At 68.2% G+C, this 25,902-nt stretch carries 24 protein-coding genes and 2 pseudogenes; 8 read left to right on the top strand and 18 right to left on the bottom strand.

Annotated features, from left to right (window positions below; all coding sequences use genetic code 11):
* Positions 1 to 61 precede the first annotated feature (61 nt).
* A complete protein-coding gene (locus ACFIF2_RS31210; protein WP_395576622.1) occupies positions 62 to 928 on the top strand; it encodes a GNAT family N-acetyltransferase in 867 nt (288 codons plus the stop codon).
* A gap of 195 nt (positions 929 to 1,123) precedes the next feature.
* Here the strand turns inward: ACFIF2_RS31210 and ACFIF2_RS31205 are convergent, their stop codons facing one another.
* The 7 genes from ACFIF2_RS31205 to ACFIF2_RS31175 form a co-directional block, all read right to left on the bottom strand.
* Positions 1,124 to 1,864, bottom strand: a complete 741-nt coding sequence (locus ACFIF2_RS31205; protein ID WP_395576621.1) for a VOC family protein — start codon at positions 1,862 to 1,864, stop codon at positions 1,124 to 1,126.
* Positions 1,865 to 2,180: 316 nt separating this feature from the next.
* Positions 2,181 to 2,738: a telomere-protecting terminal protein Tpg gene (gene tpg, locus ACFIF2_RS31200; RefSeq protein WP_395576620.1), complete on the bottom strand. Its 558-nt coding sequence runs from the start codon at positions 2,736 to 2,738 to the stop codon at positions 2,181 to 2,183.
* Between the two features lie 9 nt (positions 2,739 to 2,747).
* Positions 2,748 to 5,015 (bottom strand): telomere-associated protein Tap, encoded by a 2,268-nt coding sequence (gene tap, locus ACFIF2_RS31195; protein WP_395576619.1) that lies wholly within the window; start codon positions 5,013 to 5,015, stop codon positions 2,748 to 2,750.
* A gap of 219 nt (positions 5,016 to 5,234) precedes the next feature.
* On the bottom strand, positions 5,235 to 5,756 hold the full coding sequence (locus tag ACFIF2_RS31190; protein WP_395576618.1) for a hypothetical protein: 522 nt from the start codon (positions 5,754 to 5,756) through the stop codon (positions 5,235 to 5,237).
* Positions 5,757 to 5,776: 20 nt separating this feature from the next.
* A complete protein-coding gene (locus ACFIF2_RS31185) occupies positions 5,777 to 6,292 on the bottom strand; it encodes a hypothetical protein (RefSeq protein ID WP_395576617.1) in 516 nt (171 codons plus the stop codon).
* A 699-nt stretch (positions 6,293 to 6,991) separates the two neighbouring features.
* Positions 6,992 to 8,119, bottom strand: coding sequence for a ParB/RepB/Spo0J family partition protein (locus ACFIF2_RS31180; protein ID WP_395576616.1), 1,128 nt, complete (start codon positions 8,117 to 8,119; stop codon positions 6,992 to 6,994).
* On the bottom strand, positions 8,116 to 9,378 hold the full coding sequence (locus ACFIF2_RS31175) for a ParA family protein (RefSeq protein ID WP_395576615.1): 1,263 nt from the start codon (positions 9,376 to 9,378) through the stop codon (positions 8,116 to 8,118). Before ACFIF2_RS31175 ends, ACFIF2_RS31180 begins: the two co-directional genes overlap by 4 nt.
* Positions 9,379 to 10,231: 853 nt before the next feature.
* Here ACFIF2_RS31175 and ACFIF2_RS31170 point away from each other — a divergent pair.
* The 3 genes from ACFIF2_RS31170 to ACFIF2_RS31160 are packed head-to-tail and all read left to right on the top strand — an operon-like array spanning position 10,232 to position 13,151.
* Positions 10,232 to 11,227 (top strand): bifunctional DNA primase/polymerase, encoded by a 996-nt coding sequence (locus ACFIF2_RS31170; protein ID WP_395576614.1) that lies wholly within the window; start codon positions 10,232 to 10,234, stop codon positions 11,225 to 11,227.
* Entirely contained in the window at positions 11,224 to 12,753 is a 1,530-nt protein-coding gene (locus ACFIF2_RS31165; RefSeq protein ID WP_395576613.1) for a phage/plasmid primase, P4 family, read from the top strand. The genes ACFIF2_RS31170 and ACFIF2_RS31165 overlap by 4 nt, the downstream gene beginning before the upstream one ends.
* On the top strand, positions 12,750 to 13,151 hold the full coding sequence (locus tag ACFIF2_RS31160) for a DUF6009 family protein (RefSeq protein WP_225654841.1): 402 nt from the start codon (positions 12,750 to 12,752) through the stop codon (positions 13,149 to 13,151). The genes ACFIF2_RS31165 and ACFIF2_RS31160 overlap by 4 nt, the downstream gene beginning before the upstream one ends.
* 302 nt (positions 13,152 to 13,453) lie before the next feature.
* On the opposite strand, the gene ACFIF2_RS31155 is transcribed toward ACFIF2_RS31160, so the two are convergent.
* Entirely contained in the window at positions 13,454 to 13,621 is a 168-nt protein-coding gene (locus ACFIF2_RS31155; RefSeq protein WP_395576612.1) for a hypothetical protein, read from the bottom strand.
* A 3-nt stretch (positions 13,622 to 13,624) separates the two neighbouring features.
* Entirely contained in the window at positions 13,625 to 13,768 is a 144-nt protein-coding gene (locus ACFIF2_RS31150) for a hypothetical protein (protein WP_395576611.1), read from the bottom strand.
* Positions 13,769 to 14,020: 252 nt separating this feature from the next.
* Here ACFIF2_RS31150 and ACFIF2_RS31145 point away from each other — a divergent pair.
* A pseudogene (locus ACFIF2_RS31145) lies at positions 14,021 to 14,215 on the top strand (hypothetical protein); the annotation flags it as partial.
* Here ACFIF2_RS31145 and ACFIF2_RS31140 read toward each other — a convergent pair.
* The 8 genes and pseudogenes from ACFIF2_RS31140 to ACFIF2_RS31105 form a co-directional block, all read right to left on the bottom strand.
* A pseudogene (locus ACFIF2_RS31140) lies at positions 14,195 to 14,284 on the bottom strand (adenosylhomocysteinase); the annotation flags it as partial. The pseudogenes ACFIF2_RS31145 and ACFIF2_RS31140 sit on opposite strands and share 21 nt — an antisense overlap.
* Positions 14,285 to 14,315: 31 nt before the next feature.
* Positions 14,316 to 15,224: a methylenetetrahydrofolate reductase [NAD(P)H] gene (metF, locus tag ACFIF2_RS31135; protein ID WP_395576610.1), complete on the bottom strand. Its 909-nt coding sequence runs from the start codon at positions 15,222 to 15,224 to the stop codon at positions 14,316 to 14,318.
* A complete protein-coding gene (locus tag ACFIF2_RS31130) occupies positions 15,221 to 16,204 on the bottom strand; it encodes a carbohydrate kinase family protein (protein WP_395576609.1) in 984 nt (327 codons plus the stop codon). The genes metF and ACFIF2_RS31130 overlap by 4 nt, the downstream gene beginning before the upstream one ends.
* Before the next feature lie 140 nt (positions 16,205 to 16,344).
* A complete protein-coding gene (gene metK, locus ACFIF2_RS31125) occupies positions 16,345 to 17,571 on the bottom strand; it encodes a methionine adenosyltransferase (protein WP_395576608.1) in 1,227 nt (408 codons plus the stop codon).
* Between the two features lie 164 nt (positions 17,572 to 17,735).
* A complete protein-coding gene (locus ACFIF2_RS31120) occupies positions 17,736 to 18,383 on the bottom strand; it encodes a class I SAM-dependent DNA methyltransferase (protein ID WP_395576607.1) in 648 nt (215 codons plus the stop codon).
* 78 nt (positions 18,384 to 18,461) lie between these two features.
* Positions 18,462 to 19,427 (bottom strand): DMT family transporter, encoded by a 966-nt coding sequence (locus tag ACFIF2_RS31115; RefSeq protein ID WP_395576606.1) that lies wholly within the window; start codon positions 19,425 to 19,427, stop codon positions 18,462 to 18,464.
* A 20-nt stretch (positions 19,428 to 19,447) separates the two neighbouring features.
* Positions 19,448 to 20,446, bottom strand: a complete 999-nt coding sequence (locus tag ACFIF2_RS31110; protein ID WP_395576605.1) for a PLP-dependent cysteine synthase family protein — start codon at positions 20,444 to 20,446, stop codon at positions 19,448 to 19,450.
* A 140-nt stretch (positions 20,447 to 20,586) separates the two neighbouring features.
* Positions 20,587 to 21,573, bottom strand: coding sequence for a class I SAM-dependent methyltransferase (locus ACFIF2_RS31105; RefSeq protein WP_395576604.1), 987 nt, complete (start codon positions 21,571 to 21,573; stop codon positions 20,587 to 20,589).
* A gap of 658 nt (positions 21,574 to 22,231) precedes the next feature.
* Between ACFIF2_RS31105 and ACFIF2_RS31100 the strand changes: the two genes are divergently transcribed.
* The 3 genes from ACFIF2_RS31100 (at position 22,232) to ACFIF2_RS31090 (ending at position 25,132) form a co-directional block, all read left to right on the top strand.
* Positions 22,232 to 22,906, top strand: coding sequence for a class II aldolase/adducin family protein (locus ACFIF2_RS31100; RefSeq protein ID WP_395576603.1), 675 nt, complete (start codon positions 22,232 to 22,234; stop codon positions 22,904 to 22,906).
* A complete protein-coding gene (locus ACFIF2_RS31095) occupies positions 22,903 to 23,490 on the top strand; it encodes a cupin (RefSeq protein WP_395576602.1) in 588 nt (195 codons plus the stop codon). Before ACFIF2_RS31100 ends, ACFIF2_RS31095 begins: the two co-directional genes overlap by 4 nt.
* A 235-nt stretch (positions 23,491 to 23,725) precedes the next feature.
* Positions 23,726 to 25,132, top strand: a complete 1,407-nt coding sequence (locus ACFIF2_RS31090) for a helix-turn-helix domain-containing protein (protein WP_395576601.1) — start codon at positions 23,726 to 23,728, stop codon at positions 25,130 to 25,132.
* A 95-nt stretch (positions 25,133 to 25,227) separates the two neighbouring features.
* Here ACFIF2_RS31090 and ACFIF2_RS31085 read toward each other — a convergent pair whose 3' ends face one another.
* On the bottom strand, positions 25,228 to 25,845 hold the full coding sequence (locus ACFIF2_RS31085) for a TetR/AcrR family transcriptional regulator (protein ID WP_395576600.1): 618 nt from the start codon (positions 25,843 to 25,845) through the stop codon (positions 25,228 to 25,230).
* Between the last annotated feature and the right edge of the window lie 57 nt (positions 25,846 to 25,902).

Here is a 25,902-nt window from a genome sequence, read left to right as displayed (position 1 = left end):
CTCTCACCGCCCTCTTCGACGAACCCCTCCCCCGGCCCGTACCCGTCCGGGATCATGAGGCATGCTTCCGGACGCCTGGCACCTCACCGAAGACATCGACGACTTCCTCGACCGGGCGGGCCCCTTCCTCCGCTCGCGGCCCGTCCTGCACAACACGCCGCTCACGGTGCTGGAGAAATGGCGGACCCACCCGGACGCGTACGTCCCCGGCACCGTCCTCTTCGGCCTGCTGGAGGCGGACGGCGACGTCCAGGCCGTCTTCTACCGCCCGCCGACCCGCCGGCTGACCCTCACCCGGCTCTCCCCCGAGCGGGCCGACGGCCTCGCCCGCCGGCTGACCGGCCTCGGCCACACCCTCGCCGGGGTCACCGCCGACCACGCCACCGCCACCGCCTTCGCCGAGGCCTGGCAGCGGCACACCGCAGCGAGGCCTACCCTCCGCGTCGGAATGCACCTGTACCGCCTCGGCACCCTCACCCCGCCCGACCCTCACCCGCCCGGCCGCGGCCGGCCCGCCGACGACCCGGACCACGAGCACCTCATGCGCTGGTGCCGCGAACTCGCCGCCGACCTCGGGGAGTCCGTCACCATCGACGCCGCCTCCTGGCCCCGTACCCGCTTCGCCGAAAAGCGCTACACCTTCTGGGAGACCCCGGACGGCACCCCCGTCTCCATGGCGGGCCTCAACCCGATGGTCGCCGGCATGGTCCGGCTGGACCCCGTCTACACCCCGCACCACCTCCGCGGCCGCGGCTACGGGGCCGCCGTCACAGCCGAGGTCAGCCGGGCCGCGCTCGCCGCGGGTGCCACGGAGGTGGTGCTGTACACGAACGCAGCGAACCCCACCAGCAACGCCCTCTACCAACGCCTCGGATACCGCCGGGTCACCGACTGGGCCCCGTACGACTTCACGTACACCGAGCCCTGAAACCAGTGCGCGCAACCTGTGACTGAGCGCTTCGGTCGGCGAGTTGAGCGTTGTGGTCGGTGAGCAAGCCGATCTCGCCCGGACACTCAAGCTCTCGCCACCCGGATCGACCGGGACGCTACAGCCCGGCCGGCCCGGGGTGGTGGCGCATGAGTAGGCGAGGTGCGCGTGTCGGGGTGTGGCCAAGACTCCGCGTCAGGACCGGGCGAGGACGCAGAACTCGTGATCCTCCGGGTCGGTCAGGCACGTCCACGGGACGTCGCCCTGGCCGACGTCGAGGTCGGCGGCGCCGAGGGCCCGCAGCCGGGCGACCTCCGCTGCTTTGTTGTCACCGGGGTCCGGCACCAGGTCAAGATGGACGCGGTCCGGCACAGTCTTCACGTCGGGCGAGCGGAGGAACTCAAGATACGGGCCGACACCCTTTGCCGAGCGCCACACCGCCTGGTCGTCCGTCACCTCGTGCAGGGTCCAGTCCATCGCCTCGTCCCAGAACCGGGCCATGGCCCGCGGATCCGTGCAGTCGACCACCACCCGGGCGATCGGTCCGGTGTCGCGGTAGATCTCCCGAGGCTCCAGCACGCAGAACTCGTTGCCCTCCGGGTCGGCAAGGACCGTCCACGGCACGTCGCCCTGGCCCACGTGGGCGGGCGTCGCACCCAGAGCTTCAAGGCGCGCGACCAACTCCGCTTGATGGGCCGCAGAGGTGGTGGCGAGATCGACGTGCACACGGTTCTTCGTTGCCGTCTTGGGTTCCGGGACGGCAATGACGTCAATGCATACGCCGACCGGGTCCAGCCAATCGAAGCCGACAGGTTTGGCAGCGGTCGCGCCCGATCCCCCACCGGTAACCCTCCAGCCGAGCGCCTCCGCCCAGAACCGGCCGACCGCCGAGTCATCAAGAGCCTTTATGTTCACCAGGACAGGCCGTAGTGCCATGCCCGCGATCCTATGCACCTGCCCTGCAACGACATCCGCAGATACCGACGCCAAACAGAGATCACTCCCCCATCAGCCGCAGTGCTCAGCTCGCCAACCAGAGCGCTCAGCCCGCCAGGCCGCGTTCCGGCTCACCCCGAGATCGGACTCCTCCATCCAAGTGGCCGTGTTGCTGCGGGACGTGATGCTGCCGCTGCCGATGCGCCCGGGCTGGACGCGTCGACGCAGCCCGCTGCACTCGCCAACTCGCGCACTCACTCGCCAACTGAAGCGCTCAGTCACACAACCAGCGCGTCGTCACCGCCCCGCCATCCCCCTACAGCTCGAACTCGATCTGCTCCACGTCCGTGAAGCGGATCTCCTCCAGGGAGCCGGCGCGGCGGCCGCTCTCCTGGAAGTAGACCTCCTTGAGGCCCTCGGCGGCGATCTGCCGCAGCCGCTGCTCGCCGGCGCCCGCCTGCTGGGCGTCGAAGAGACGTGCGGCGTGCTGGGGCAGCAGCGCGACGGTCAGGTGACGGACACGAGCGTCGTCCGTCGTACCGACCGGCGCGGTGTACCCGATCCGCGCCCGGGTGTCGATGACGATCCCCCCGGTGGTCGCCGCCCTGCGCCTGGCCTCGGCCCTGACCTGCGGCTGCCACCGCTGCCGGACCTCGCGTTCCAGGCGGGCCGCCAGTTCCGGGCGCGGCTTCCTGATCTGGTTCCTCACATACCGTTCCACGGTGCGCTGGGTGATCCCCAGCAACTGCGCGACGGACCTGGTGCCCTTGAGCTGCTTGACCAGGTAACGCATCTGCGCGCCCGCGCTCTTGGGCACCGGGCGGGTGAACGCCTTCTGCACCGCGGCCTCCAGGCCGTCCCCGAACAGGGCCATCACCCGCTCCTACTCTCCGGTGTCGACGTCGGTGACCGTACCGTCCTTGATGTAGCGGGCGAGGTTCAGCTCCGGGGCGTCGAACCGCTCGCGGACCTCCTCGCCCCACAGCACGGTCTGGGTGCCCTCGTGCTTGACCAGACCCGGGTTGACCCCCAGCTTGAAACCGCCGGGCAGCGGCTTGCCGTCCCGGTAGGGCAGGAAGTCCAGCGGCGACGCCCCGTCGGCCGCATACACGACGCAGTCGGAGAGCACGGCTACCGGGTACTGCCCGGTGAACGCCGCGTGCTTGACCATCTTCCGGTGCAGATTGACCCGCGTACGGGAGATGACCGCCGCGCGAATGTCCGGCCGCCACGTCGGACGGGAAAGGGCCCGCCACGGCTCGCCGGGACGCCATCCCTCCCCGCGCGGGCGCTCCCGCAGTTTCCCCAGGCCGCCCTTGACGGTCGCCTTGATCGCCGAGACGACGACGGCCAGCTCCGGGTCACGCTCCTTGTAGCCGTCCATGGCCGCCAGGAACTCGGCCGGCGCCAGGTCCGCGTGCACACCGAGGTCCGCCATCGTGGCGAGGTAGGCATCGCGCAGTCGGCCGTACCAGCTGTCCAGGTAGCGGCCGTTGTCGTACCGCACCCACGCTTCCACGGGACGTACGTCGTAGCCCAGCTCCACCGCGTAGGCGACGGTCGGCGTCGCGTACCAGGCCGGGCCCTCGGGTCGCTCGCCCGTCGGCGTGAACGGGCTCGGCAGCAGACCGCCGTCCAGGTCCGCCCACTTGTCCTTTGCGATCCGCACCCGGGACAGGTCGACATGCGACAGGTCGACCAGCCAAGAACCGGGCAGTTTCGCATCGAACACCGGGGCCTTCACGTGCGTCGGCGCGCCGGTCCCCACCACCAGACCATTGGCACCGGCGGCGAAGGCCATGTTCACGTCGATGCCGACCAGGTGGCGGCGCATGCACTCCCCGTCGGTGAGCGGCCGCGCCCAGTCGCACGCCTCCTCGAACAGCTTCTCCTCGGGCCCCCGCAGGTGGAAACGCGGCAGGTCCTTGAGCAGCGGGTGACCGTCGGGCGCCTCGCAGGGCGCCGGCTCGACGGGATCCTTGCCGAGGCTGCCAGGGTTGTGCTCGGAGCACCGGGTGCCGTCGGCGTCGGGCGCGGAGGCACGGGTCGGCGGGTGCAGGGCGGTCATCAGCTCCAGGCCGGTGACGGCGGTGGAGCCGCGCGGCGTCATCACCCGGGACGCGTACACGCCCAGCACCCGGGCCAGCTCGGCGGGCGGGAGCGCGGCGGCGTCCCCCCAGTGCCGGGCGTCGAGCGCGTGCCACGACGGGACGCACAGCTGCACGCAGGCCCGCTTCGAGCCCTGTGCCGGACGGTAGATCCGCGCCCACGGCCCGAACCCGCGTTTGGTGAGCTTCCAGTCGGCGCGTGCCAGCTGCCGGACGACCTTGTGCCCCTCCGGGATCCGCCCGGCGAGCCGCTCCTCGTCCGTGAGGGTGCGGGGCAGGCCGTATCGCTCCAGCGCGGCCTCGGTGAGCACGAGCAGCGGGTCGGCGTCCTTGCCCGGTCCGGAGAGCCTCGGCTGCCCCAGACGGGCTTCGCACAGCGCCCAGTCGACCAGGGCCGGGAGGGACTTGGCGGGCACGTCCAGGACGAGCCCACCGGCGCAGTAGCCCGACACCTGGCCGTCGGCCACGTCGATGACCGCGAGAGGCCCGTGCGCGAACTCCGCACCCGTACCTGCCGCCGGGGTCCCGGCCGCCTCCGCCTGCCGCGCGCCCGGACGGCGGGACGACGTCGCCGAGGTGGAGGTGCGCGCCGGACGCGACACGGGGACTGGGGCGGCGGGTGCGGGGGCAGCGGGGGCTGGAGCGGCGGTGACCGGGGCAGCCGGGGCGGAGTCCGGTGGCGTGTCCGTGCCCTCGTCCTCGTTCCCGGGCGAAGCCGTGATGGAGGCAGGAGGTGTGGCGGCAGCGGGAGGCATGGCGGCGGACGGCGTCTGCTGCTGCTCGGGCACACCGCTGTGGGCGGGCGCGGGATAGAGATCCGCGAGCTGCTTCAGCATCCGCGCGTACGCGTCCCGCTCCGGCGGCCGTGGCTCGGTCCTGCCCGACTCCCACCCGCTGACCGTGGCACGGCGCACCTTCAGCGCGGCGGCCACCTCGTCCAGGGTCAGCCCGTGCGCCTGGCGCAGCCGCTTACGCTCCGCCGGCGGGGGCAGCGGCGAACGCGACGCGACCAGCGCATCGACCGCGTCGAACAACTCCGACATGGGCACCTCCTGCCACCACCCTATCCAAGAGCCGTACGCATCCCGTACCTATCCCGTACGAACGGCGTACGAAAGACGAGCCATGCCTCAGACGTCGCGAGACGAGCGCCCGGCATGGCACCGCTCCTGCGTGCGATGTACGCTGTCCCCGAAATCTAGACACACTGAGGCCCCCGCTCCGGCGGGGGCCTCAGTGGTTCAGCGGTTCACCCGGTAGCCCTACTGAGACGGCTTGCGCCGCGCCCGCCTCCGCGCAGCCGAGAACTGCAGGACATCGCCCGTCTCAGCAGTGGTCGCCTTCTCGGCGGCCGGAACGGAACCGGCCGTCTTGCGCCCCAGCCGCTTCGCTTCCTTCTCCAGCTTCGCCTGGGCCACGGCCGTGTCGTACCGCTCCTGATAGTCGTCGACGTCAAGACGGTCGTCCGGGTCGAGTGACCCGATCGCCTCCAGGTGCTCCGTGATGCTCCTCCCCCCGCTGATCATGGGGTTGAGGAGATAGACGCCCTTGGTCTGACGAAACACGAGCCGCGCGTGGATGAGGGCCTGGAGCCCGCGCCCCACCAGGGAACGGTGGACCTCCAACGCGTCGGCCAGGTCGTCCTCGGTAACGAGGCAGCGTCCCCCGGGCTCCTGCGTCCCGAGGAGCCGGAACAGTACTCGGTAGGCGATCCCGGGCATCGCGGGCATGTACGCGAAGCCGTTGAAGGTGCCGTACGTCAGCTCTGGCGGCTCGGGATTCACAGACGCTGCAGTCCTCATCTTCACGCCTCCGGTTTCTGCTTCTGCTTGCCCTTGCGCCTGCGCGTCCTCCTGGGCTCCGGGAGACGCGCGCCGGGAAAGGCCATCTTCCTGAACTCCTCCGGAACGTCCTGGTCCACGACCAGGTCGTTGAGAAGACTCAGTTGATCCACATGCACTTTGACCTGCCGCTTGGCCGCGCCTCGGACAGGCTTGTCGACGACCTTGAGCCCTCCCCGGAGGGTCGCAGCGGGCTGGAGCTGCACGGATCCCTTCTTGGGCGAGTAGGCCAAACCCAGACGCTTGAGCTTGGTGTGGGCGCGCGACACCTGCGCGGGGTCCATCTCCAGGGCCTCGGCAATGTCCACCTGCTTCAGTTCGACGTGCCCACCCACCTCCTGGCTGCCCATCAGGTAGAGCAGCACGCACAGAGTGACGTTGTCGTCCCGAAAGTACCGAGCGGCCCAGCGGAGGAACTCCAGACTGTCCTGGGCGAAGTACTTGCCGATGAACTCGCCGGCCGTGACAGGGGCTTGCACATACGCCGAATGCCCTTGAGGAAGCTCGACGACGTTCTTCCGGGGGCCGAGGGCGCCCGCGTAGGGACTGCTCGGACTCGGCGCGCGAGGAGGTGACGAACCCGGTGACCGCCGAGGGTCACCTTGAGCGTGCGCTGACATGGCGTTATGTGCTCCTCAAGATCGAAACCTAGACGGGGAGCACAGTAGTTATTGCGCACATAGATAGCAACGACGCGACCTATGTGCGCGTTGCGCGCGCCGAACATGACGGGGGAGTCAATTTCGAGGGCCGTAGCAGCATTGCGCACATAGGTCGCAATCAAGACGGAGCTGCATGTCTACCTTGACAAGTTGCGCGCTCTGAACTTGTCGCCGGAGTCATGTTCAGCGGTGACGACTATGCCTCTGATCTGCGGAAACGCAAGCGGGCCACACTATAAGAGTGCAGGTGTCGGCATGGTCGGGGACTATCCAACCGAAACCTGCTCCGCTCCCCCGCGCATCGCTCCCGCACCACCGAAAGTCAGCCCCGGCGATGCGGGCAGCCGACCGAGCAGGCGCGCGTATGCCACAGCAACCGTGTCCCGGTCTCAGCCACGCTTCCTTGTTCCCTGTTGGCCGGAGCACCTGACGACCTCTCGGACGCCTCGCCATCTTCACGAGGAGGGGGCGCGCCCTGAAAAAACGGCCCCCTCCCCCACTCCCAGGTCATTCCGCTCAAGCGGAGAGATCCTCGGTGAGCGACTGCACCAGCTCTGCGAGACGGTGGGGGTTGCGGGACGCTGCCTTCACGCTGAGGAACCGCAGCAGCGCGAAGAAGTTCTCGTCACTCTCGATCTTCCGGTCCAGCAGCATGGCGAGCGTGCCCGGCTCATCGTAGGGAATCCTTCGGACGGGTACTTCCTCGCGAGCGCTGTGAGCGAGAGGCCCGGGCGAGGCCTTGTCCGTTCGTGGCTCTGGCACAGCCTGGGGCAGCGGCTGCTCCCCATCGATCTGACCAGTTGCCGTCGCGTCTGTTTCGGCATCCTCTATTACGCCGTAATAGCCTTCCGGCTTCTCCGGCTGCCGCGGCTCCTCGGCCACTGGCCTGTCGCGCGTATCAGCCGGCTTGCCACCGCGCCTCTGCCCTCTCTCGGCTTCCTTGCGCGCCCGCTCTTCCTTGAGCGCCTGAAGAGCCGTCTCCTGCTCCGCTGCGGGCTTGTTGCCCACCGCGCGCAGCAGGTCGATCGGTTCGCTCCCCATCCGGGCTTGCAGTTCCGGCGTGAGATTGAGCAGGGCAAGGCGCTGAGACACCCAGCCCTGGGAACGGTGAAGCCGCTTGGCCAAGGCGGTCTGGCTGCCGTGAATGGCCAGCAGCCGTTGCAGAGCACGGGCCTCATCGAGTTCTTCGAGGTCCTGGCGGTGGATGTTCGCGACGAGAGCGGACTCGAGAAGCTCCTCGGAGGTGCTGCCCTCGTCGTCGCTGACCATGACCTTGACCGTGGCGAGGCCGGCCTCGCGGGCCGCGGCGAGACGGCTGCTGCCGTCGATCACCACGTGGGTGATGTCGGGCTCGAGGTGTGTTTCACGCTCCGGGTTGGCCTTGATGTACGCATCACGGTTCATGACCGTGATCGCCTGCTTCTGGCCGTGGGTCTTCAGGCTCCCTACCAGGTCGGTGAGATCACCGAGGGTGGTACGGGGATTGTCGGGGTTGAGGCTGATGCGGTACGGGGACAACTCGGTGGGTGGGGCGATGCCCTCGGTCGGAACGCCTGTAGCGGCGGCGACCGCCTGGCGGCGGGCGCTGACAGGGCGCGCGCCCCCACCGAATCGGCCGGCGCCCAGCCGGTCGGCCTTGCTCATGCGATCTCCCTGGCCAGTGCGCGCATCCCGATCGCCTGCTGGGACTTGGGGGCGTACGACAGCAGCGGCAGTTTCATACGGACGGCTTCCTTCTGTTCCTTGAGGTCTCCGATGAGTCCGACGACCCGGGGATCCTTTATGTCGACCCATCCCTGGAGCGAGGACGTGGCGATGTAGCCGCGGCGGGAGTCGTAGAGGTTGACGACGATGCCGAGGTAGTCGACGTCGATCTGGAGGTCGTTACGCAGATCATCGATCTGAGTGGTGAGCAGCTCGTAGGCGTCGGCGGAACTGTCCTCGGCCTGGACCACGATGAGAGCGCCGGACTGACCGGGCTTCTCGCCGTCACGGCGACGGCCGTAGTAGGAGGCAGCGTCCATGCTGAGGCCAAGGCTGGGAGGACAGTCGACGACGATGACGTCGTAATCGGCCTCGAGCGGAGCCAGCGCCCGCTCAAGGGCCGCCTCTCGGGCACGTACGGCGGACAGGCGCACGTCGAGGAGGAAGGCGTCGTTGCACGCCGGCAGAAGGTTGAGGCGACCGCCGAAGGTGTCGTCGTCGATGGACACGATGAGGTCCCGAAGATCGCCCTTGGGGTCTCCCGCCATGTGGTTGGTGAGGCTGTCACCGTTCATGGGAAGAGGGCTTGCGCCGAGTTGGTTGGTGAGGTGGCACTGCGGGTCGAAGTCGACCAGAAGGACACGGAGCCCCAGACCTGGAAGTTTCTCGATGTCGAGAGGGTCATTGCTCTGAGTCTGGTCGGACTCGGTGTCGCTGGCCCGGAGCGCTTTGGCGAGGGCCTTCGCGATCTGCACGCTGTGCAGGGCGTTGGGGTCTTCGGCCAGGGCCTCACCGAGCCCGGCCGTGATGGCCGTCTTCCCGACCCCGCCCTTCTGGTTGCAGACGATGATGCGCCGGGTGATCTCGGGACGGGCGACGTCCGGGGCCGGGTGCGAGTCGAGCCAGAGCTGCACGGACTGGGCCAGGCCCTGAATCAGGGAGACACGGCGGTCCGCGACGACCTGCCGGAACTCCTCCCACTGCCCCTGAGGCAGGAAGGTGGCGAAGGAGTCCGCGCCCGCGGTGTCGACGGTTCCCGTGGTGGAGGCCAGGCTGCACCAGTCCCTGACGCCCTGTTCGACGGCGCTCTGGATCTCGATGCCGTGCTGAGCAGCTCTGATCTTGAGGTTCTGCCGGAGCCATCCCGGCAGCTTGGAGACGACCTTCTCGCGGTCGCTGGAGGTGACTGGAGAACTCATGGGGTCACCTTACTAACGTCAACGACCTATCGAGGCATCGACACGTTAGTCAGTCATCTCCAGTTGGGTTCAGGCGCTGGCTATTACGCCGTAATAGCCAGCGTACGGGGGAGTGGCCCTCAGAAGGAGGCCACCGGACCGAAACCGACACGAGGCACCGACAACACCGTGCCTGCACCGGCCTCCAGACACCACCTCAGCGGACGCCTTCTCAGCGAACGCCCCCTCAGACACCACGGCTCAGGACCACCAGCACAGCAGCTGCGGTCTCCAGTCGCTGCGACAGCTTCAGTCGCTGCCTCTCAAGGGCTCTGAGACTGAAGCCATGCCTCTGAGACTGAAGACCAGCGACTCAGCGACTCTTCAGTCGCTCCTTCAGTCTCAGAAAAACCGCAGGTCAGAAGGGGTCTCTAAGCGGAACAGCGACTGAAGCGACTGAAGTTCCGGGTATATGAAGACATTCGTGCGCGCGTGTGTGCGTCATATATAGAAGGCTTCAGTCGCTTCAGTCGCTTTTGGATCTTTGAAACGCCTCTGACCTGCTGGTTCTCCGAGCGACTCTGACAGCGACTGAAGCGCGTCAGTCGCTGGGGGTTCTCACCTCAGTCGCTACAGGCCGGTTCTGCCCCTCACCGACACGGCGTAGCAGGACTTTTCCCCAGGCTCCACGCCCGCCCCCAGCACGTTCGCTAGTCTGTGTCCATCGTTGAGTCGCTTCAGTCGCTGATGGGGGAGAGAGATGCATCCTGAGCTGCGCTTTCCTCGCAGCGACTCACGACAGCCCGCCCAGGAGACTTCGGTCGCTGAGCTCTCGCTCGCCACCGCGAGATGGTGTGCCCGCAAGGGCTGGCCAGTGCACCCCCTGGCTGCCGGACGCAAGACGCCCGTCGCGAATTGCAGCGACTGTCGCGCCCGCCCGCACGCACCCGCCGACTGCCCCTGCATTCCCGCGGGTCGCTGGTGCCACGGCTTCCACGCCGCCACCTTGGACCAGGACCGCATCCAGCGATGGTGGGGGAGTAACCCCAGGTTCGGCATCGGCGTCTCCTGCGGCCGCGCCGGACTGGTCGTCATCGACATCGACGCCCACCCCGTCCAGCCGCCCACCCGGGACCGGATCCTGCCCGGCATCCCCATCGCCGACCACATCGACCTCACAGGGCTGGCCAACGGCTTCCACACCCTCGCCGTCCTGGCCGCTCTGAGGGGCCAGCCAAGCCCTGCCGACGACGCATCCACGCTACGGGTCCGTACCCCCTCCGGAGGGCTCCACGTCTGGTACCGGACCGGCGATGCCCGGCACTGGCAGTCGTCCGTCGGTTCCAGCCCCGGTCGGGCGCTTGCCTGGCAGGTCGACATCCGAGCCCACGGGAGCTACATCATCGCCCCCGGTACCACCACCCGGCAGGGCGTCTACACACCCCTCGGCAGCGTCCGTGAACCGGCGGGGCTGCCCCTGTGGCTCGCTCAGGAACTGGAACGCACCGGTCATCTACCCGCACCCAGCATCCCCGCGCCCCGGCCGGTCCCTCCCCGCGCCCGGCAGGCTGTCCTCGCCGCGGGCGGCGGACGCGACCAGAACCTCCTCGCGTCGGTCCTGGCCCCGGTCGAGGCCTGCGGGCAGGTCTCCGAGGGGGCAGCGTTCTCGGACACGCTCAATCGCGCCGCCTACACGCTCGGCGGGCTCGTCGCCGCCGGCCGGCTGCCCCACGAGGCGGCCGAGCAAGCCCTGAGGCAGGCCGCGAGGACGGCCCGCCCCGGACAGGAACGCCGAGTCGAGCAGATCATCCGCAGTGGCCTCGCCGCGGGCCTGAACCGCCCCCTCCAGGACAACGGGAGGCGCCAGTGACGTCGCCCCGGCGCGAGACCCTCTTCGAGTTCGATCCCGAAGCCGTCGCCGCGCAGATCCGCGCGCAGGGCTCCACGGCCGTCCCCCGCCCCACCCAGGCCGGCTCACCCTCCGTCCCGGCAGGCGGAACGGCGACCGCCGATGGCCTCCTGCCCGACACCCTGTCCGACCGCGGCAACGCCAAACTCTTCGTCAGGCTCTACACCAACGACTACCGGCACGTCCCCGGCATCGGCTGGTACCGATGGGACACGACCCGTTGGCAGATGGACGAGGACGACACCGTGCTGTGGGCCGCCGGTGACCTCGCCGAGTCCATCGCCACCCACGACCCCCGCGGCGTCTTCACCACCACCGCCCTGCAGAGTCACCGACGCCGCGCCCTGTCCACCACCGGCATCAACGCGATGCTCACCCAGGCCAAGTCGGCGCCCGGCATGGTCCTCAACGCGGCCCGCCTCGACGCCGACCCGTACGCACTGTGCACGCCGGACGGCATCGTCGACCTGCGCACCGGACTGCTCAAGTCCCCCGACCCCAACAAGGACTTCCACTCCCGCTCCACCGCCGTGGGACCCCTGCACAACGCCACGCCCCGCTGGGAGAGGTTCCTGACCGACACCTTCGGTGCCGATGCCGAGGGCCGGGAGATGATCGACTACCTGCAGCTCCTGCTGGGATACTCCGTCACCGGCGACGTCGGCGGGCAGGTCCTGCCCTTCCTGTTCGGTTCCGGCAAGAACGGCAAGTCCGTCCTCCTGGACGTACTCATGAAACTCCTCGGCGACTACGCGGACGCCGCCCCACCGGGCTTCCTGATGGCCCGGCCCTACGAAGGCCACCCCACGGACCTGGCCGAGCTCCACGGCCGTCGAGTCATCGTCTGCTCCGAGGTCAAACCCGGCGACAAGTTCGACGAGGCCCGCGTCAAGCTCCTCACCGGTGGCGACCGCATCAAGGCCCGCCGGATGCGTCAGGACTTCTTCAGCTTCGAACCCACGCACAAACTCTGGCTCTTGGGCAACCACCGCCCCGAGGTCGGCACCGGAGGCTTCGCCTTCTGGCGCCGTATGCGCCTGATCCCCTTCGAGCGTGTCGTCCCCGACCACCGGAAGATCGACAACCTCGCCGACATCCTCGTCACCGAGGAAGGCCCCGGCATCCTGGGCTGGCTCATCGACGGCGCACGCCGTTACCTCGCCGGCGACCGTGACCTCACCGGTCCCGAACGCGTCCGCATCGCCACCAGCGCCTACGCCGAGACCGAAGACCACACCGGACGTTTCTACGAGGAGAGCTGTGTGCTCGGGCCCGATCTGCGAGCGGAACAGACGACGCTCTACGCCGCGTACAAGACCTGGTGCCAGAATGAAGGGGCACCGGTCATGTCCTCCAGGACGTTCGCGGCCCGCACCCGGGAGCTTGTCGGGCTGGCCTCGCCGAAGGAGATGATCCTTTCCAATCAGCGCAAGCACTACCCAGGCATCGGCCTGCTCACGGACCAGGAAAGGGCTTCGGGCGCATGAGCTCCCTGATCACAGAAGACGAGATCAGTCACGAGAGCCAGCTGGTCTGGCTCGAAGACATCGACGACCTCGACTACGTTCGCCAGAGCCTGGACCGGCTGCCCACCCGGAAGAGCAAGCCCGCCTACCATCGTGACGGGCGCATGGTCGGCTACGCCATCCTCGCCCCCACGGCCAAGGCCTCCCGGGCCTCCGGGACCTTCCGACGCCGTGTCTTCTGGCTCCTGCCCCACGACCGCGACAGCCAGCCCGACGGCCTCTACGCCAAGAGCGCCCCCGCCGAGGCCGTAGACCCGCGGACCCTGGAAGCCTGCGTCAAGGGCTACAAAACCGAGCGCTCCGAAGGCGGCCCCCCGTCCAGCGCCATGCAGCAACTGGGCATAACTCTGCCGCTGTGAACCCAGGAGGAGGCTCCTGGCCCTCTCGCGGGAACCCTCCTCCTGCACGGGGTGTCGCAGCGCCCGGTGGTGGCCACTCCCGCTGCAACCTCCGGCTTCTCCTGGGTGTACCCGGCCACCACTCGGTGGCGCCGATGCCGGCTATGCGCGTCTGCCGCGACCAGTTGCCCGGCGCGTACCGCGGTCGGCCGCAGCCAGGTGTGGGCCGGGTCCCGTTCGTGCAGCGCATGCCACGACAGGGTCTCCACGAGCAGTCCGAGCGCGAAGGGCAGGTCGACGACGACCATGTCGTTGCCCGGGGTCTACGGGTGAGCCGCCCGTTCGGGCACGAGGCCGATCCTGGTGGTGCCCGCGACCAGGTGGGGTACGACGAGGAAGTCCTCGGTGGTCACCTCCACCCGTACCTCGACGCCCCGGTCCCGCAGACGCTGCAGCGGGGGAGGGGCGAGGCTCGTGTTGTGGTACGGCACCACTCACCGGTGGTCCGCGAGATCCTGGGCGCTTGCGGCCGTGGCCGTGGGGGAGTCGGCGGAGGCGATGCAGACCCAGCGCTCCTGGTGGAGGTCGAGCTTGGCGAGTTCCGCCAGCAGGCCCTGGGGGAGCGCGACGGCGTCCACGGCCGACCGGCCTGTGCTGGACTGGGATCGGTCCAGGGGGACTTTGATCCGTGGGTCGTACGCACGTGGCGACGAGCTGGCCGACGTCCTACTCGGCGTGGACGAGACCTACCAAGGCAACCTTGCGCGTGTTGGATCCTTACGGGGACACGTCCGAAAGAGCGCCACCTCGGAGGATGAATGCTGCCGCGTCCAACGCGACAGCGGGCTGGACCGCCGCCCAGGCCGGGTGACCGGCCGGTGAGCGACGCCATGCACATCGTCCTGGACGACACCGCGATGGCCGCGGCCGGACAGGGCGATGTTCTCGCTTCCCGCCTCATCCACCGGGCTTACGGTTAGGCCGGCTGGTTCCTCCATGCCCCGGCGTGCGCGTTGGTGAAGGCCGACCGGTCCCGGCCCGGCACGGCGGAGCATCTGGCGTCCCTGCCCGGCATCACGGTCCTCGCGGATCGCCATGAGGCCGGGCATATCGCGCTCGGCGAGGGTGATCTCCGTGCGGCCAAACTCGGCCAGGGAGAGGTCGGCGACCCTGAGATCGTTGAACTCAGCTCACATGAGGACTCCTTGCGTCCAGCACGTTGCGGTGGACGTCCAGGACCGCCGTGCACTTGTTCAGCGTGATGTAGTGCAGACCCGGTGCGCCCTCGGCCAGCAGGCGCCCGGCCATGGCGGTGGCATGCTCGACGCCGATCCGGTGACCGGCCACGGGGTCGTCGCGGACCGCCTCCAGGCGGTGTGCGAGGTCCTCGGGAAACGCGGCGTGGGACAGCTCCGCGAAGCGGCGGATCTGGCGGACATCGACCGCCGGCATGATCTCCGGAATGATCGGGATGTCGCAGCCCGCTGCGGCGACACGGTCCCGCATCCGTAGGTAGTCCTCTGCGTCGAAGAACATCTGGGTGATCGCGTAGTCCGCGCCTGCGCGGCATTTGGCGATGAAGTGCCGGATGTCGCTGTCCCAGTCAGGCGAGCGCGGATGCTTCTCCGGGAAGGCGGCGATTCCGATGGTGAAGTCCCCCAGGGATCGGACCAGCTCCACCAGCTCGTAGGCGTGGGTGAAACCGCCCGGGTGGGGGATCCAGGGGCCGTTCGGGTCGCCGGGTGGATCACCGCGCAGGGCCAGCACGTCGCGGATTCCCGCGTCGGCGTACTGGCCGATGATGTGCCGCAGTTCGGTGATCGAGTGCCCCACGGCGGTCAGATGAGCCACCGGTCGCAAGGTTGTCTCGGCCGTTACCCGTCGCGTCACGTCGATGGTCCGCTCACGCGAGGACCCGCCGGCCCCGTAGGTGACGGACACGAAGTCCGGGGCGAGCGCTTCGATCCGGCGGATGGCCCGCCAGAGCGTCTGTTCGCCCTGAGCTGTCCTAGGCGGGAAGAACTCGAACGAGAAGGTCGCGGAGGTGTCCGTCAGGGCGTGCTCCCGGCCGGCCCCACCACTTTCGAGGATCATGACAACTGTGCGAGCCGCGGCTCCAGAGCGCGGGCCGGATCGCTGCCGTAGGTCTGCTCGATACGGGTGATCAGGTCCGAAGGGCTGAGCTTGTACTCCTGGGTGCCGACCGCCTCCAGCACGGTGGTGGCCAGGGCGCAGCCGAGCCAGGCCGCCTGTTCCTGTGGCCAGTCCCACGCCGTACCGGCGAGGAACCCGGACCGGAAGGCGTCTCCCGCGCCCGTCGGGTCAGCGATTTCGTCCGTGGGCACGGCAGGGATCCGCAGCGTGGGGGCACCCGACCTGGCCAGCGCCACACCGGCCTCGCCCAGCGTGGTGATCCAGGTGCCTGTCCGCCCCAGCAGCTGGTCCCGCGTCCATCCGGTGCGTTCCAGGAGCAGAGCAGCCTCGTACTCGTTGGTGAACAACCACCGTGCTCCGTCCACGAGGTGACGAACCTGGTCGCGCTCCAGGCGGGCGAGTTGCTGGGAGGGGTCGGCGGCGACGGGGACACCGAGTCGGTGGGCCGTGGCGGTGTGCCGCAGCATGGCGGCGGGATCGTCCGCGCCGACCAGGACGAGGGTGGGCGTGCCGGCACGTTCGGCGATCGCGGCCAGGTCGATCCGGGGGGCCTCGGCCATGGCGCCGGCATAGAAGGTGGCGATCTGGTTCTGGTCCTCGTCGGTGGTGCACACGAAGCGGGCGGTGTGCAGACGCTCGCTGACCCGGACCTCGGACGTGTCGACGCCGTTCGCCCGGAGCCAGGCGCCGTACTCGCCGAAGTCGACTCCCGCCGCGCCGATCAGGACCGGATCGAGGCCGAGCAGGCCGAGGCCGAAGGCGATGTTGGCGCCGACGCCTCCGCGGCGCACCTGAAGCCGATCAGCGAGGAAGGAGAGGGAGACCCGCTCCAGCTGATCCTTGAGCAGTTGTTCGGCGAAGCGTCCGGGAAACACCATCAGATGGTCGGTCGCGATCGATCCGCTTACGGCGATACGCATGACAGCGCTCCTTGGTCCTAAGGCGGGGTGGGCGAGGGGACGACCGGGGTGGGTGCCGACGGGGGAAGCGGTGCGCGGCCCGGGGGAAGGCCGCGCACCGCTGTCCTTTGGGCCGGGGGGAGTGTCCCGGCGCCGCACGGTCAGCCCGTTGCCGCTGCCTTGCGCAGGGCGTCCGTGCGGTCGGTGCGCTCCCAGGTGAAGTCTGGCAACTCGCGGCCGAAGTGACCGTAGGCCGCGGTCTGGCCGTAGATGGGGCGCAGCAGGTCGAGATCGCGGATGATGGCAGCCGGGCGGAGGTCGAAGACCTCGTGGATGGCGCTCTCGATCTTCTCGACGGCGACAGTGTTGGTGCCGAAGGTCTCGACGAACAGGCCCACGGGCTCGGCCTTGCCGATGGCGTACGCCACCTGGATCTCGCAACGCGTGGCCAGGCCGGCCGCGACGGTATTCTTGGCCACCCAGCGCATCGCGTACGCCGCTGAACGGTCCACCTTGGACGGGTCCTTGCCCGAGAACGCGCCGCCGCCGTGCCGGGCGTAACCGCCGTAGGTGTCGATGATGATCTTCCGTCCGGTCAGTCCCGCGTCACCCATCGGGCCGCCGACCTCGAAGCGGCCGGTGGGGTTGACCAGCAGACGGTAGCCCTCCGTCTCCAGTTTGATGCCGTCGTCGGCGAGTTGACCCAGGACGTGCTCGACGACCTCCGCGCGGATGTCGGGGGTGAGCAGGCTGTCCAGGTCGATGTCGCTCGCGTGCTGGGAGGAGACGACTACCGTGTCCAGGCGTGCGGGACGACTACCCAGGTACTCGATGGTGACCTGGGTCTTGCCATCAGGGCGGAGGTAGGGGACGGTGCCGTCCTTGCGGACGTCCGTCAGCCGGCGTGAGAGCCGGTGGGCCAGCTCGATCGGCAACGGCATCAGGGAAGGTGTCTCGGCGGTCGCGTAGCCGAACATCAGGCCCTGGTCGCCCGCGCCCTGCTGGTCGAGCCCGCCGGTCGCGGCGCCCGTGGCCGAGCTGTCCAGCCTGCTCTCGTACGCCGTGTCGACGCCCTGCGCGATATCGGGCGACTGCGCGCCGATCGACACCGACACCCCGCAAGAGGCACCGTCGAAACCCTTGGCCGAGGAGTCGTAGCCTATGTCCAGGATCTTGTTGCGGACCAGGGTGGCGATGTCGACGTAGGCGGAGGTCGTCACTTCACCCGCGATGTGCACCTGACCGGTGGTGATCAGGGTTTCGACCGCGACGCGCGAGGCGGAGTCGGCACGCAGAAGTGCGTCGAGGATAGTGTCGCTGATCTGATCGGCGATCTTGTCGGGATGTCCCTCGGTCACGGACTCCGAGGTGAACAGGCTGCGCGACATGACACTCCAGGGCAGACGGGGTGGATACCGGTCGACGTGCGCGTGGCCCCGGGGGCCGGAGCCGAGGGTGCGTGGCCCTGTCACCGCTGGGGACTGCGTGCGTTCCTGACGTGCGGTGCGGTCACAGGAGGGTTCGGAGCCGGATCAGCGGTTCGAGGTCCTTGTCACCGCGCCGGACCGGTCTTGCGGAAGACCCAGTAGTCGGCGCTCTCTTCGGCGATGTAGTGGGCGTCCTGCAGCTTGAACTCCAGGGAGGCCAGGGCAGCGACCTCGTCCGACCGGGCGAAGTCCTCGAAACCGGTCTCAGCCGCGTAGCTGCCGCGGGTGGACACCGCGATCAGGCCGCCGGGCAGGGCGTACTCGATCAGAGTGAGCAGCGCTGTGGGGCGCACATGGCCGAGTGTGAACACACCGCTGCTGACGACGATGCCGTACTGGTCCAGACGCTCGTCGCGCCGGGGGACCGAGAGATCCACGCCACCGTAGACCTTCCGGTACGCCTGGGTCTTGAGGGCCTCGGCGGCCATGTTCTCCGAGAGATCGACGCCGTCGATCACGTAGGTGCCCAGGGTGCGCAGGACACTGCCGACGAGGCCGGTGCCGCAGCCGGCGTCGAAGACGGTCGCGTCCGGCGTCGGGTAGGCGGAGGCGAGCAGGTGCACGAGATTGGCCGCGACGCGCGGCGCCTCCCACTTCTGGTCCGCCAGGTCCACGTCGTACCGCGACGCCCAGTCCTCGTAGTAGTTCTTCAGTCCCGGGGAGTCGTCGAAGAACGCGTGGGACTGCTTGATGTTCGTGAAGGAGCTGCTCATGGGAATTCCTCCCTGTCGGTGCGGATACGGTCGGACCCGGTTCGGATCAAGGTCCGTGACGGTCTTCTTCTCGCTCTGCTAGGTCACCGCGGGCACGTCCGGCGCATCCGATCGCTGCTCGGTACCGTCTCGTCGCGATCGAGAGTTCTTCACGTCGAACACCATGTAGACCGCGATGCCGGCGAGAATGAACAGGGCGCCGCCGACCTCTACCCAGGACGGCATCCGCCGTTCCGCCGGGAGACTCATGATCGCGCCGAAAATCGTCTCCGTGGCGAGCAACGGCCCCACCAGGGGCACCGGAATGCCCTGTGCCGCCTTCACCCAGATATAGGTGCCCCACCAGGAACCGAGGACCCCGAGGAAGACGCACCAGGCGATGATCTTGAAGAGAGGGTACGGAGAGAAGGTCTCCTCAGGCGTTGTGGCGATGGCGAAGGGCAGCAGGAGCATGGAGGCGCCGCCTGCCCCCATGGCCACCAGCGCCGCCCAGATCTTGGGGTCCGGCTTCGTCTCCCAGGTGCGCTGTGACTGGGCGTTGCGGACGACGAAGTAGGACCAGGTGAGCATGGCCATGAGGGCGAGCAGGATTCCGAGAAGTGAGTCGTTCGCGTGGTCCGAGGGGCCTTCGTGAATGAAGTCCACGGCGCTCAGAAGGGTGAGGCCGCACAGGATCAGGAGGACCGGCGCGACCAGCTCGCTCCACGACATGCGCTTTTCCGCGAAGTTGCCGGCCACCGCGATGGTGATCGGTGAGGACCCCACGATGACCGCGGTGATGAAGCCGCTGCCCATGGTGGCGGAGTACGAGACGCATATGTAGAAGACGAAGTACCCCACGAAGCCGATGTACAGGCCGAAGAGGATCCTGCGCATGGACATCAGCTTGAGCTGGCGCCGTCCTCGGTACAGGACGTACAGGCCGCACAGGCCGAACAGGGAGTACCGGCCGGTGACCAGAAGCAGTTCACTCGCCGGCTTGACGGCGGCCGGGGCGGGGAAGGCGAACGCCCACAGCAGAGCGGCCGTCAGTGCCGCTGCCACGTTCTTCTGCGTACTCCCCATCACACAGTCGCTTCCAGCGCGTCGTTCCGCCCGGCGGTGAAACCGTTCCGCATCAGCCAGTCCTGGTTGTAGATCTTGGAGATGTACTTGTTTCCGCTGTCCGGCAGGACGGTGACGACCGTGGCTCCTTCCGCCAGTGACCGGGCCACCTGCACAGCGCCCCACACATTGGCACCCGAGGTGCCACCGCATATGAGCCCCTCGCGTCGGGCTAGGTGCTGACAGGTGGCGAAGGCATCGGCGTCGCTGAACTGCAGCACATCGTCGATGACCGAGAAGTCCATGCACTTCGCCAGGTGATCCTCGCCCGCGCCTTCGACGAAGTACGGTGAGATCTGCGAGGGGTCGACGACGCCTTCGTGGAAATACCGGTGATAGATGGAGCCCACCGGATCGAGAAGGACGGACGTCACGGACGGGTTCTTCGACTTCAGGAACCGCGAAGTCCCCGAGACCGTCCCGCCTGTGCTCCCCGATGCGACGAACGTCGTCACCGACCGGCCGAGCGCCTCCCAGATCTCGGGTCCCGTCGACCGGAAGTGCGCCTCCGCGTTGAGTGGGTTGTCGTACTGGTTGAGCATGAACGAGCCCGGCGTCTCCGCGTGGAGGCGCCTCGCGCGGGACACATAGTGTTTGGCCGAGTCCGGTGGGGCCGAGGCCGGGCAGACGATCACTTCGGCGCCCATGGCGCGCAACGCGTCCTGCTTCTCCTGGCTCACCTTGTCCGGCATGGTCAGGATCGCGCGGTAGCCACGTGTGGCCGCCATCATCGCGATCGCCGCACCTGTGTTTCCGGAGGTGTTCTCCACGATCGTTGCGCCCGGCCGGAGCAGACCGCGGCGCTCGGCGTCATCGAGAATGTAGCGGACGATCCGATCCTTGATGCTGCCCCCCGGGTTCATGAACTCTGCCTTGGCGAATATCCGAACACCGGCCGGAACGTCGAAGGTCTTCAGTTCGACGAGTGGCGTCCTGCCGATGAACGACTGGACATTCATGCCGACTCCCTGCTGAGTGTGGAAAACGGTGACGCGGGGCCGCTCAGGCGGATGTGGTGCGGACACCGGGCCGGTGCGGGCCCGGTGTCCGCACCGGCCGCTGCCGACTGTCCCTCTGCCGAAGTGACGCTGAGGTTCCGTCAGAGGGCCCAGTCGGGAATCTTCACCGAGTCGAGAATCGCGACCGTGTGACCGACCCTTTCGCCCTTCTCCACCAGGGCCAGGGCGTCCAGCGCCGACATCTCGAACGGCGCCAGCTGTTCCTCCAGCGCCAGGGCCTGTGCCCCGGCCGCCGCGGGTGACAGGCCCTCGAAGGCGTCGCGCAGTACGTTCACCGGGTAGAAGTGGAACGGACCCAGCCCTTCCCTCTCCCACTGGGCGTATCCGCCGACCACCTCGGTCGGCTCGGACTGGACCTTCCAGGTGTAGGTCAGGATGCTGCCGTTGTACCCGGCGGCTCCGGACAGGGCCAGGATCTCGGACAACGGAATGCGCGCGCCGATCGACGACAGCACGCGCCCGCCGACCCGCAGGAGAGGATGCGCCTGCTGGAGAGCCAGGTAGTGCAGCGTCACGAGGTTCTTCTCCGCGGAACCGGGGATCTCCTCGCTTCGCTCGGTGATGAAGGTCGAGCTCGTCTGGCCGTCGGCCAGATCCTCGCTGCCTGCCATCGGAATGTTGGGGAGGTTCTCGTAGATCACGTCGATCTGCGACAGCTTGCCGGCCATCGGAGCGAGAAGGTCGCCCGCTCCACCGATCAGTTCGACATCCGTGTCCAGGAGGTTGCTGCGGATGTTTTCCCGCGCATACGCGAGGACGTCCTCGTGGAGGTCGGTGAAACCGACGGTACGTGCGTGCAGGATCTCCACGGCCGCCAGGGCGTCGAGGCCCGCCCCCGTCCCGATCGTGCAGAACCGCGGGGCGAGAACGCCCATGTGCGCCAGCGTCTTGAACGCCGGCACGGCGACGCTCGCCACCCAGTCGGCCCGCGGATCCTGTGCCTTCGGGAGATAGGAGTGGTCCGAAAGCCGGAGCCCGATGGATGACCTGATCCGTTCGGTTTCGCTTATCTTGAAGAACTCGCCGGGCGACACAACCAATTCGGCATGGTCGACGCGTGTACCCATCTCGGTCTCCTTAGAGGTGGCGGCAGTACTGCTTTCGAGCGAGTCCTCGGCTCACGATTCGACGACGAAGGGCCGACGGGCGCACGAACCCGCCTGTGCCGGAGGAATCAACGTGATCGAATCGCGCCCTCCGGGAGGAACGGCATCCTGTGCCGGACGTGACTTCACTATCGGCATCGTCGGTGAAGCTGTACAAGGGGGTGCCTATTGCCTGTCGTCAGGCAACGGTGGCAACAGGAGGCCCCGGAGTGTCGCGCCGGGTGTGTCGCCCGGCCTTGAAGCCGGTGCACCGGCCGGCCGCGATGAGCCCATGTCGCCATTGACCGGACAGCCGCCGCTTGTCGACGGCCCCGTCAGCTGTCGGCCGATCTGCTGCACTGCGACGGGGAGCTGAGCTTTCCAGCCACCTCGGGAGTAGCCCGTTGACACTGGAAAGATCGGCTCCCTAGCATGTAACTATACCGGTAGGTATACATCGCTGTCTCTCCCCCCACGAAGGAGATGCACACGTGTTGCTCCATCTGTCCGGCGTAGCGGCTGATGAGGCGTTGGCTGTCCCCGAAAGGTGCACGGTCGGTCCACTGAGAGGCCAACGGAGCGGCGGCGGCGGCGGGTGCACGCGGACACAACCACTGGCCCGTACGGGAGAAGAAAATCAGTGAGACCCGTATACATCCGCGATGACGTCGAGTCGCAACGTGAGCACCTCCTCTCGGCAGTCGGCGAGTTACTGTGCCGGCGTGGTGGGCTGCTGGGAACGTCCGGCAGCGTCTCGGTTCGATCGGGTGAAGCGGTTCTGATCACCGCCGACGGCCTCGACAGGACGGTGATGACCCGTCAGGACACCGTGATGGTGGACCTGGTCGAAGGACTGCCGTTGATCGGGGAGACCGAATGGCCCCCTGCCGAAACGCCGGTGCACCTCGCCCTCTACCGGCACGTGCCCGACTGCCAAGCAGTGATCTGTGCGCGAGAACCCCGCGCTGAGTCAGGCGCCCCGCTGACCGGCGGCAGCAGTCCTTTCCGCCGAGCGACCCCCGGGGAACCGCAGACGGCTCGGACACTCGGCTCGCCGCATGCCTGTCTGCCGGCACCGCCGGCCGTCGCGGACCGTCTCGAGGCGTCGCGTTTCGCTGAGGAAGTGGTGGCTGCTCTCGACACCCCGGCCACCACCCCTGCGGTTCTGCTCGTCCAGGGCGACGCCGTGATCGCCTGGGGCCGTGACGCTGACGAAGCGCTCAGCAGACTGGAGTGCACCGAACAGCTCAGCCATCTGCTCAGAGCCGAAGTGGGCTCCGGCATACCCGCTCCGGCCAGGGAGAATGCCCGGTGACACTGCTCCAGATCATGCCGGAGAACGCGCCGGAGAGGGTGCGGGTGCGGACCGGCGACCTGGACGTCATCCACAACGAACTGCTCAGGATCGGGGTGCGCTTCGCCCGGTGGCACGCCGCCCGCCGGCTTCCCGCCGACGCCGATGACACCACGGTCATGAAGGCCTACCAGAGCCACATTGACCACCTGAGCGCTGAGGGCGGCTACAGGATCGTCGACATCGTCCGCATGCATCCCCCTCCGGCCGACACCACCGGCCAAAGGCGGCAGACGTCTCCAGCGCGTGACGAACTCCGGCAAGAGCACGTCCACGACGACGATCTGGTGCGTTTTGTCGTGGCGGGGACGGGATGCTTCTCTCTCCACGTCACCGGCCAGGTGTACGCGGTGCTGTGCACGGCAGGGGACCTGCTGACCGTACCCGGCCGAACGCCCCACTGGTTCGACGCGGGCGCAAGCCCGAACTGCACCGCGATCCGCTTCCTCCAGCGGAGCGACCGCGGCGCCATCCGGATCCTGCCCGACGGCATCGCCTCCCGGTTCCCGACCCATGACGATTTGCTGGCGATGCCGGGCGACTAGCCGGCCGCCGAAGACATCCGCAGTCATCTCCGCCGGTGCGGGGCACGAGGCGGCTGCCTCAATAAGTGGTGCCGACGTCCATGGCCTTGCGTGCGCAACCGCCGAGACGGTCCGAAGTACGCGCTCCGGACCATCTGACCCACCGCCCAGGCCGGAAAGCAGGCCCGGCCGTCGCAGCGACCCTGGTGCGAGCCGACTGCTTCAGACCAAACTGAACAATGCTGGGGACTACACAATGGAACGAGAACCGACGCAGGGCTCATCGTCGACTCAGCTCACCCAGGACACCATCGACTGTCGCACCGGCCTGCCGACGACGTTCGGGCAGCTACTGCGCGCCCACCGCACGGAGCGCGGGTTTTCGCTCACGCAGTTGGCCACCCGGGTGCATTACAACCCGGGCCACATCAGCAAGGTCGAGACCGGAAAGCGGTCCCCGTCGGCGGGCTTCGCAAGGGCCTGCGATCAGGCACTGGACGCCGGAACCACCTTCACCGCCATCGCCTCCGCCCTGGAAGCGGCGACTCGCCAGCAGCAAGGCTGGGTCCGGCCTGGGCAACTCCCCACCGCGAAACGGAATTTCGTGGGGCGACACCATCACCTGCGTCAACTGGACGGACTTCTCCAAGGCCATGAGCAGCCGCTCGCAGTACCCGTGGGAGTGATCAACGGCCCGCCCGGTGTGGGAAAGACCGCACTCGCGGTGCAGTGGGCACACCGAGCGGTCAACGACGGTCACTTCCCCGACGGGCAGCTTTTCGTCAGCCTACAGGGGCCCGAACCGGACGCCGCGGCTGCACCCTTCGACGTGCTGGAGGATCTCCTGCACGCCGTGGGCGTGCCTGCGGGACGCATTCCTGCGGACTTGGACCAAAGGGCTGCTACCTTTCGGTCGTACCTGCACGGCCGGGAAATGCTGCTGGTCCTGGACAACGCCGCGGACGCCCAGCAGATCCGCCCTCTGTTACCCGGGTCTGCGGGATGCGCCGTCGTCGTGACCAGCCGGTCGCGTCTACCAGGGCTGATGCCCTTGGTGGACGCCGTCTCGCTGCCTCTGCCCGAGCTGCGCCAGCCGGAAGCCGCCAAGCTGATCGGCGCGGTCATAGGCCAGGTACGGGCCGACGCCAATCCGGGCGCGGTGGCAGTACTGGCGGAGCGATGCGGGCGCCTTCCACTGGCACTGGTCCTGGCCGCCGAGCGGATCGTGAGCCAACAGCACGACAGTGCCGAGCTCATTGCCGCCGATCTCGAACCCCAGCAGGCCCGGCTGGACCTCGCCGAGGGTGACGTGGCGCTCCGCGACGCATTCGAGACCTCGTACAGGGCACTCGATGAGCAGAGCGCTCACGTCTTCCGGGGGCTCGGCTTGCTCCCGGGGCATCTGATCGACGTGGTCGGCGCGGCCTCGATCGCGGGTGTCCCGCCGGAGCAGGCCTCGCTGTCGCTGTGCAACCTGGCAGCAGCGCACCTGGTCCAGCGTCATGACGAGCGTCACTATCGCATGCACGACCTGCTGCGGGCCTATGCGGCCGACCTGGCCCGGCAGTCGAACGGTGGCCTCGGACGCGTGATGACGAACGGCCGAGCGGCCGGTACGGCACCCACGTCGAATTCCCTCGCCGCCGCTTCTCTCGTTGCTTAGTAACCTCGCCGGCGGCCGGGGCTCGTAGGTCGGTCCCGGCCGCCGAGGCGAACGGGGATCAAGTCTCGTGTGTCATGCGACTGGGACCGCAGCGATCACTCGGCGAGTGACCTCTCGATGAGGACCCTGGCCACATGCTCAGCGCGGTCCACGGCCTGATCCAGCGACCGCATGGAATCGACGACGCAGGCCCCCTCGTGCAGGATCAGAACCTCGGCGGCCAGCCCCGCGGGGTCGTCGACACCAGCTTCCACGGCCAGTGCTTCCAGATAGGCGAGCAGCCACGCCTTCTGATCGCGGGCGACATCCCGGCCCGGGTGGCCTTCGGGGAGCTCCACGGACGCGTTGATGAAGGCGCAGCCCCGCAGGTTCCGCTCGCGCATCCACTCGCGCAGGGCACCGAACGTGGCCAGGATCTTCTCTGTTGGGGGACCGTCATGACCGTTGACGTATGTCACCAGCGAGGAACGCCACAAGCCGTCCCGAGCGCGCAGATAGGCGACGATGAGGTCCTCTTTCGAGCCGAAGCGGTCGTAGAGGGTCTTCTTGGTGACGCCCGCTTCCTCCGCGATCGCCTCGACACCGACGGCGCGGATGCCCTGCTCGTAGAAGAGCCGCGAGGCTGTCTGCAGGATCTTCACACCGGCCGGCGTGAGGTGCTGCGCGCCGGAACGCTTGTTGCTTCGACCGACGGTCTCGCTGTTGACAATCACGACTCAACGCTACACCCATCGGTATGGCTACAACAGCCACTGTGCAGGTGTCAACGT

The organism is Streptomyces sp. BK79, from assembly GCF_044142145.1.
Classification (GTDB): domain Bacteria; phylum Actinomycetota; class Actinomycetes; order Streptomycetales; family Streptomycetaceae; genus Streptomyces.
The sequence above is the reverse complement of the archived record's forward strand: the minus strand, read 5'-3'. Positions and strand labels throughout refer to the sequence as shown.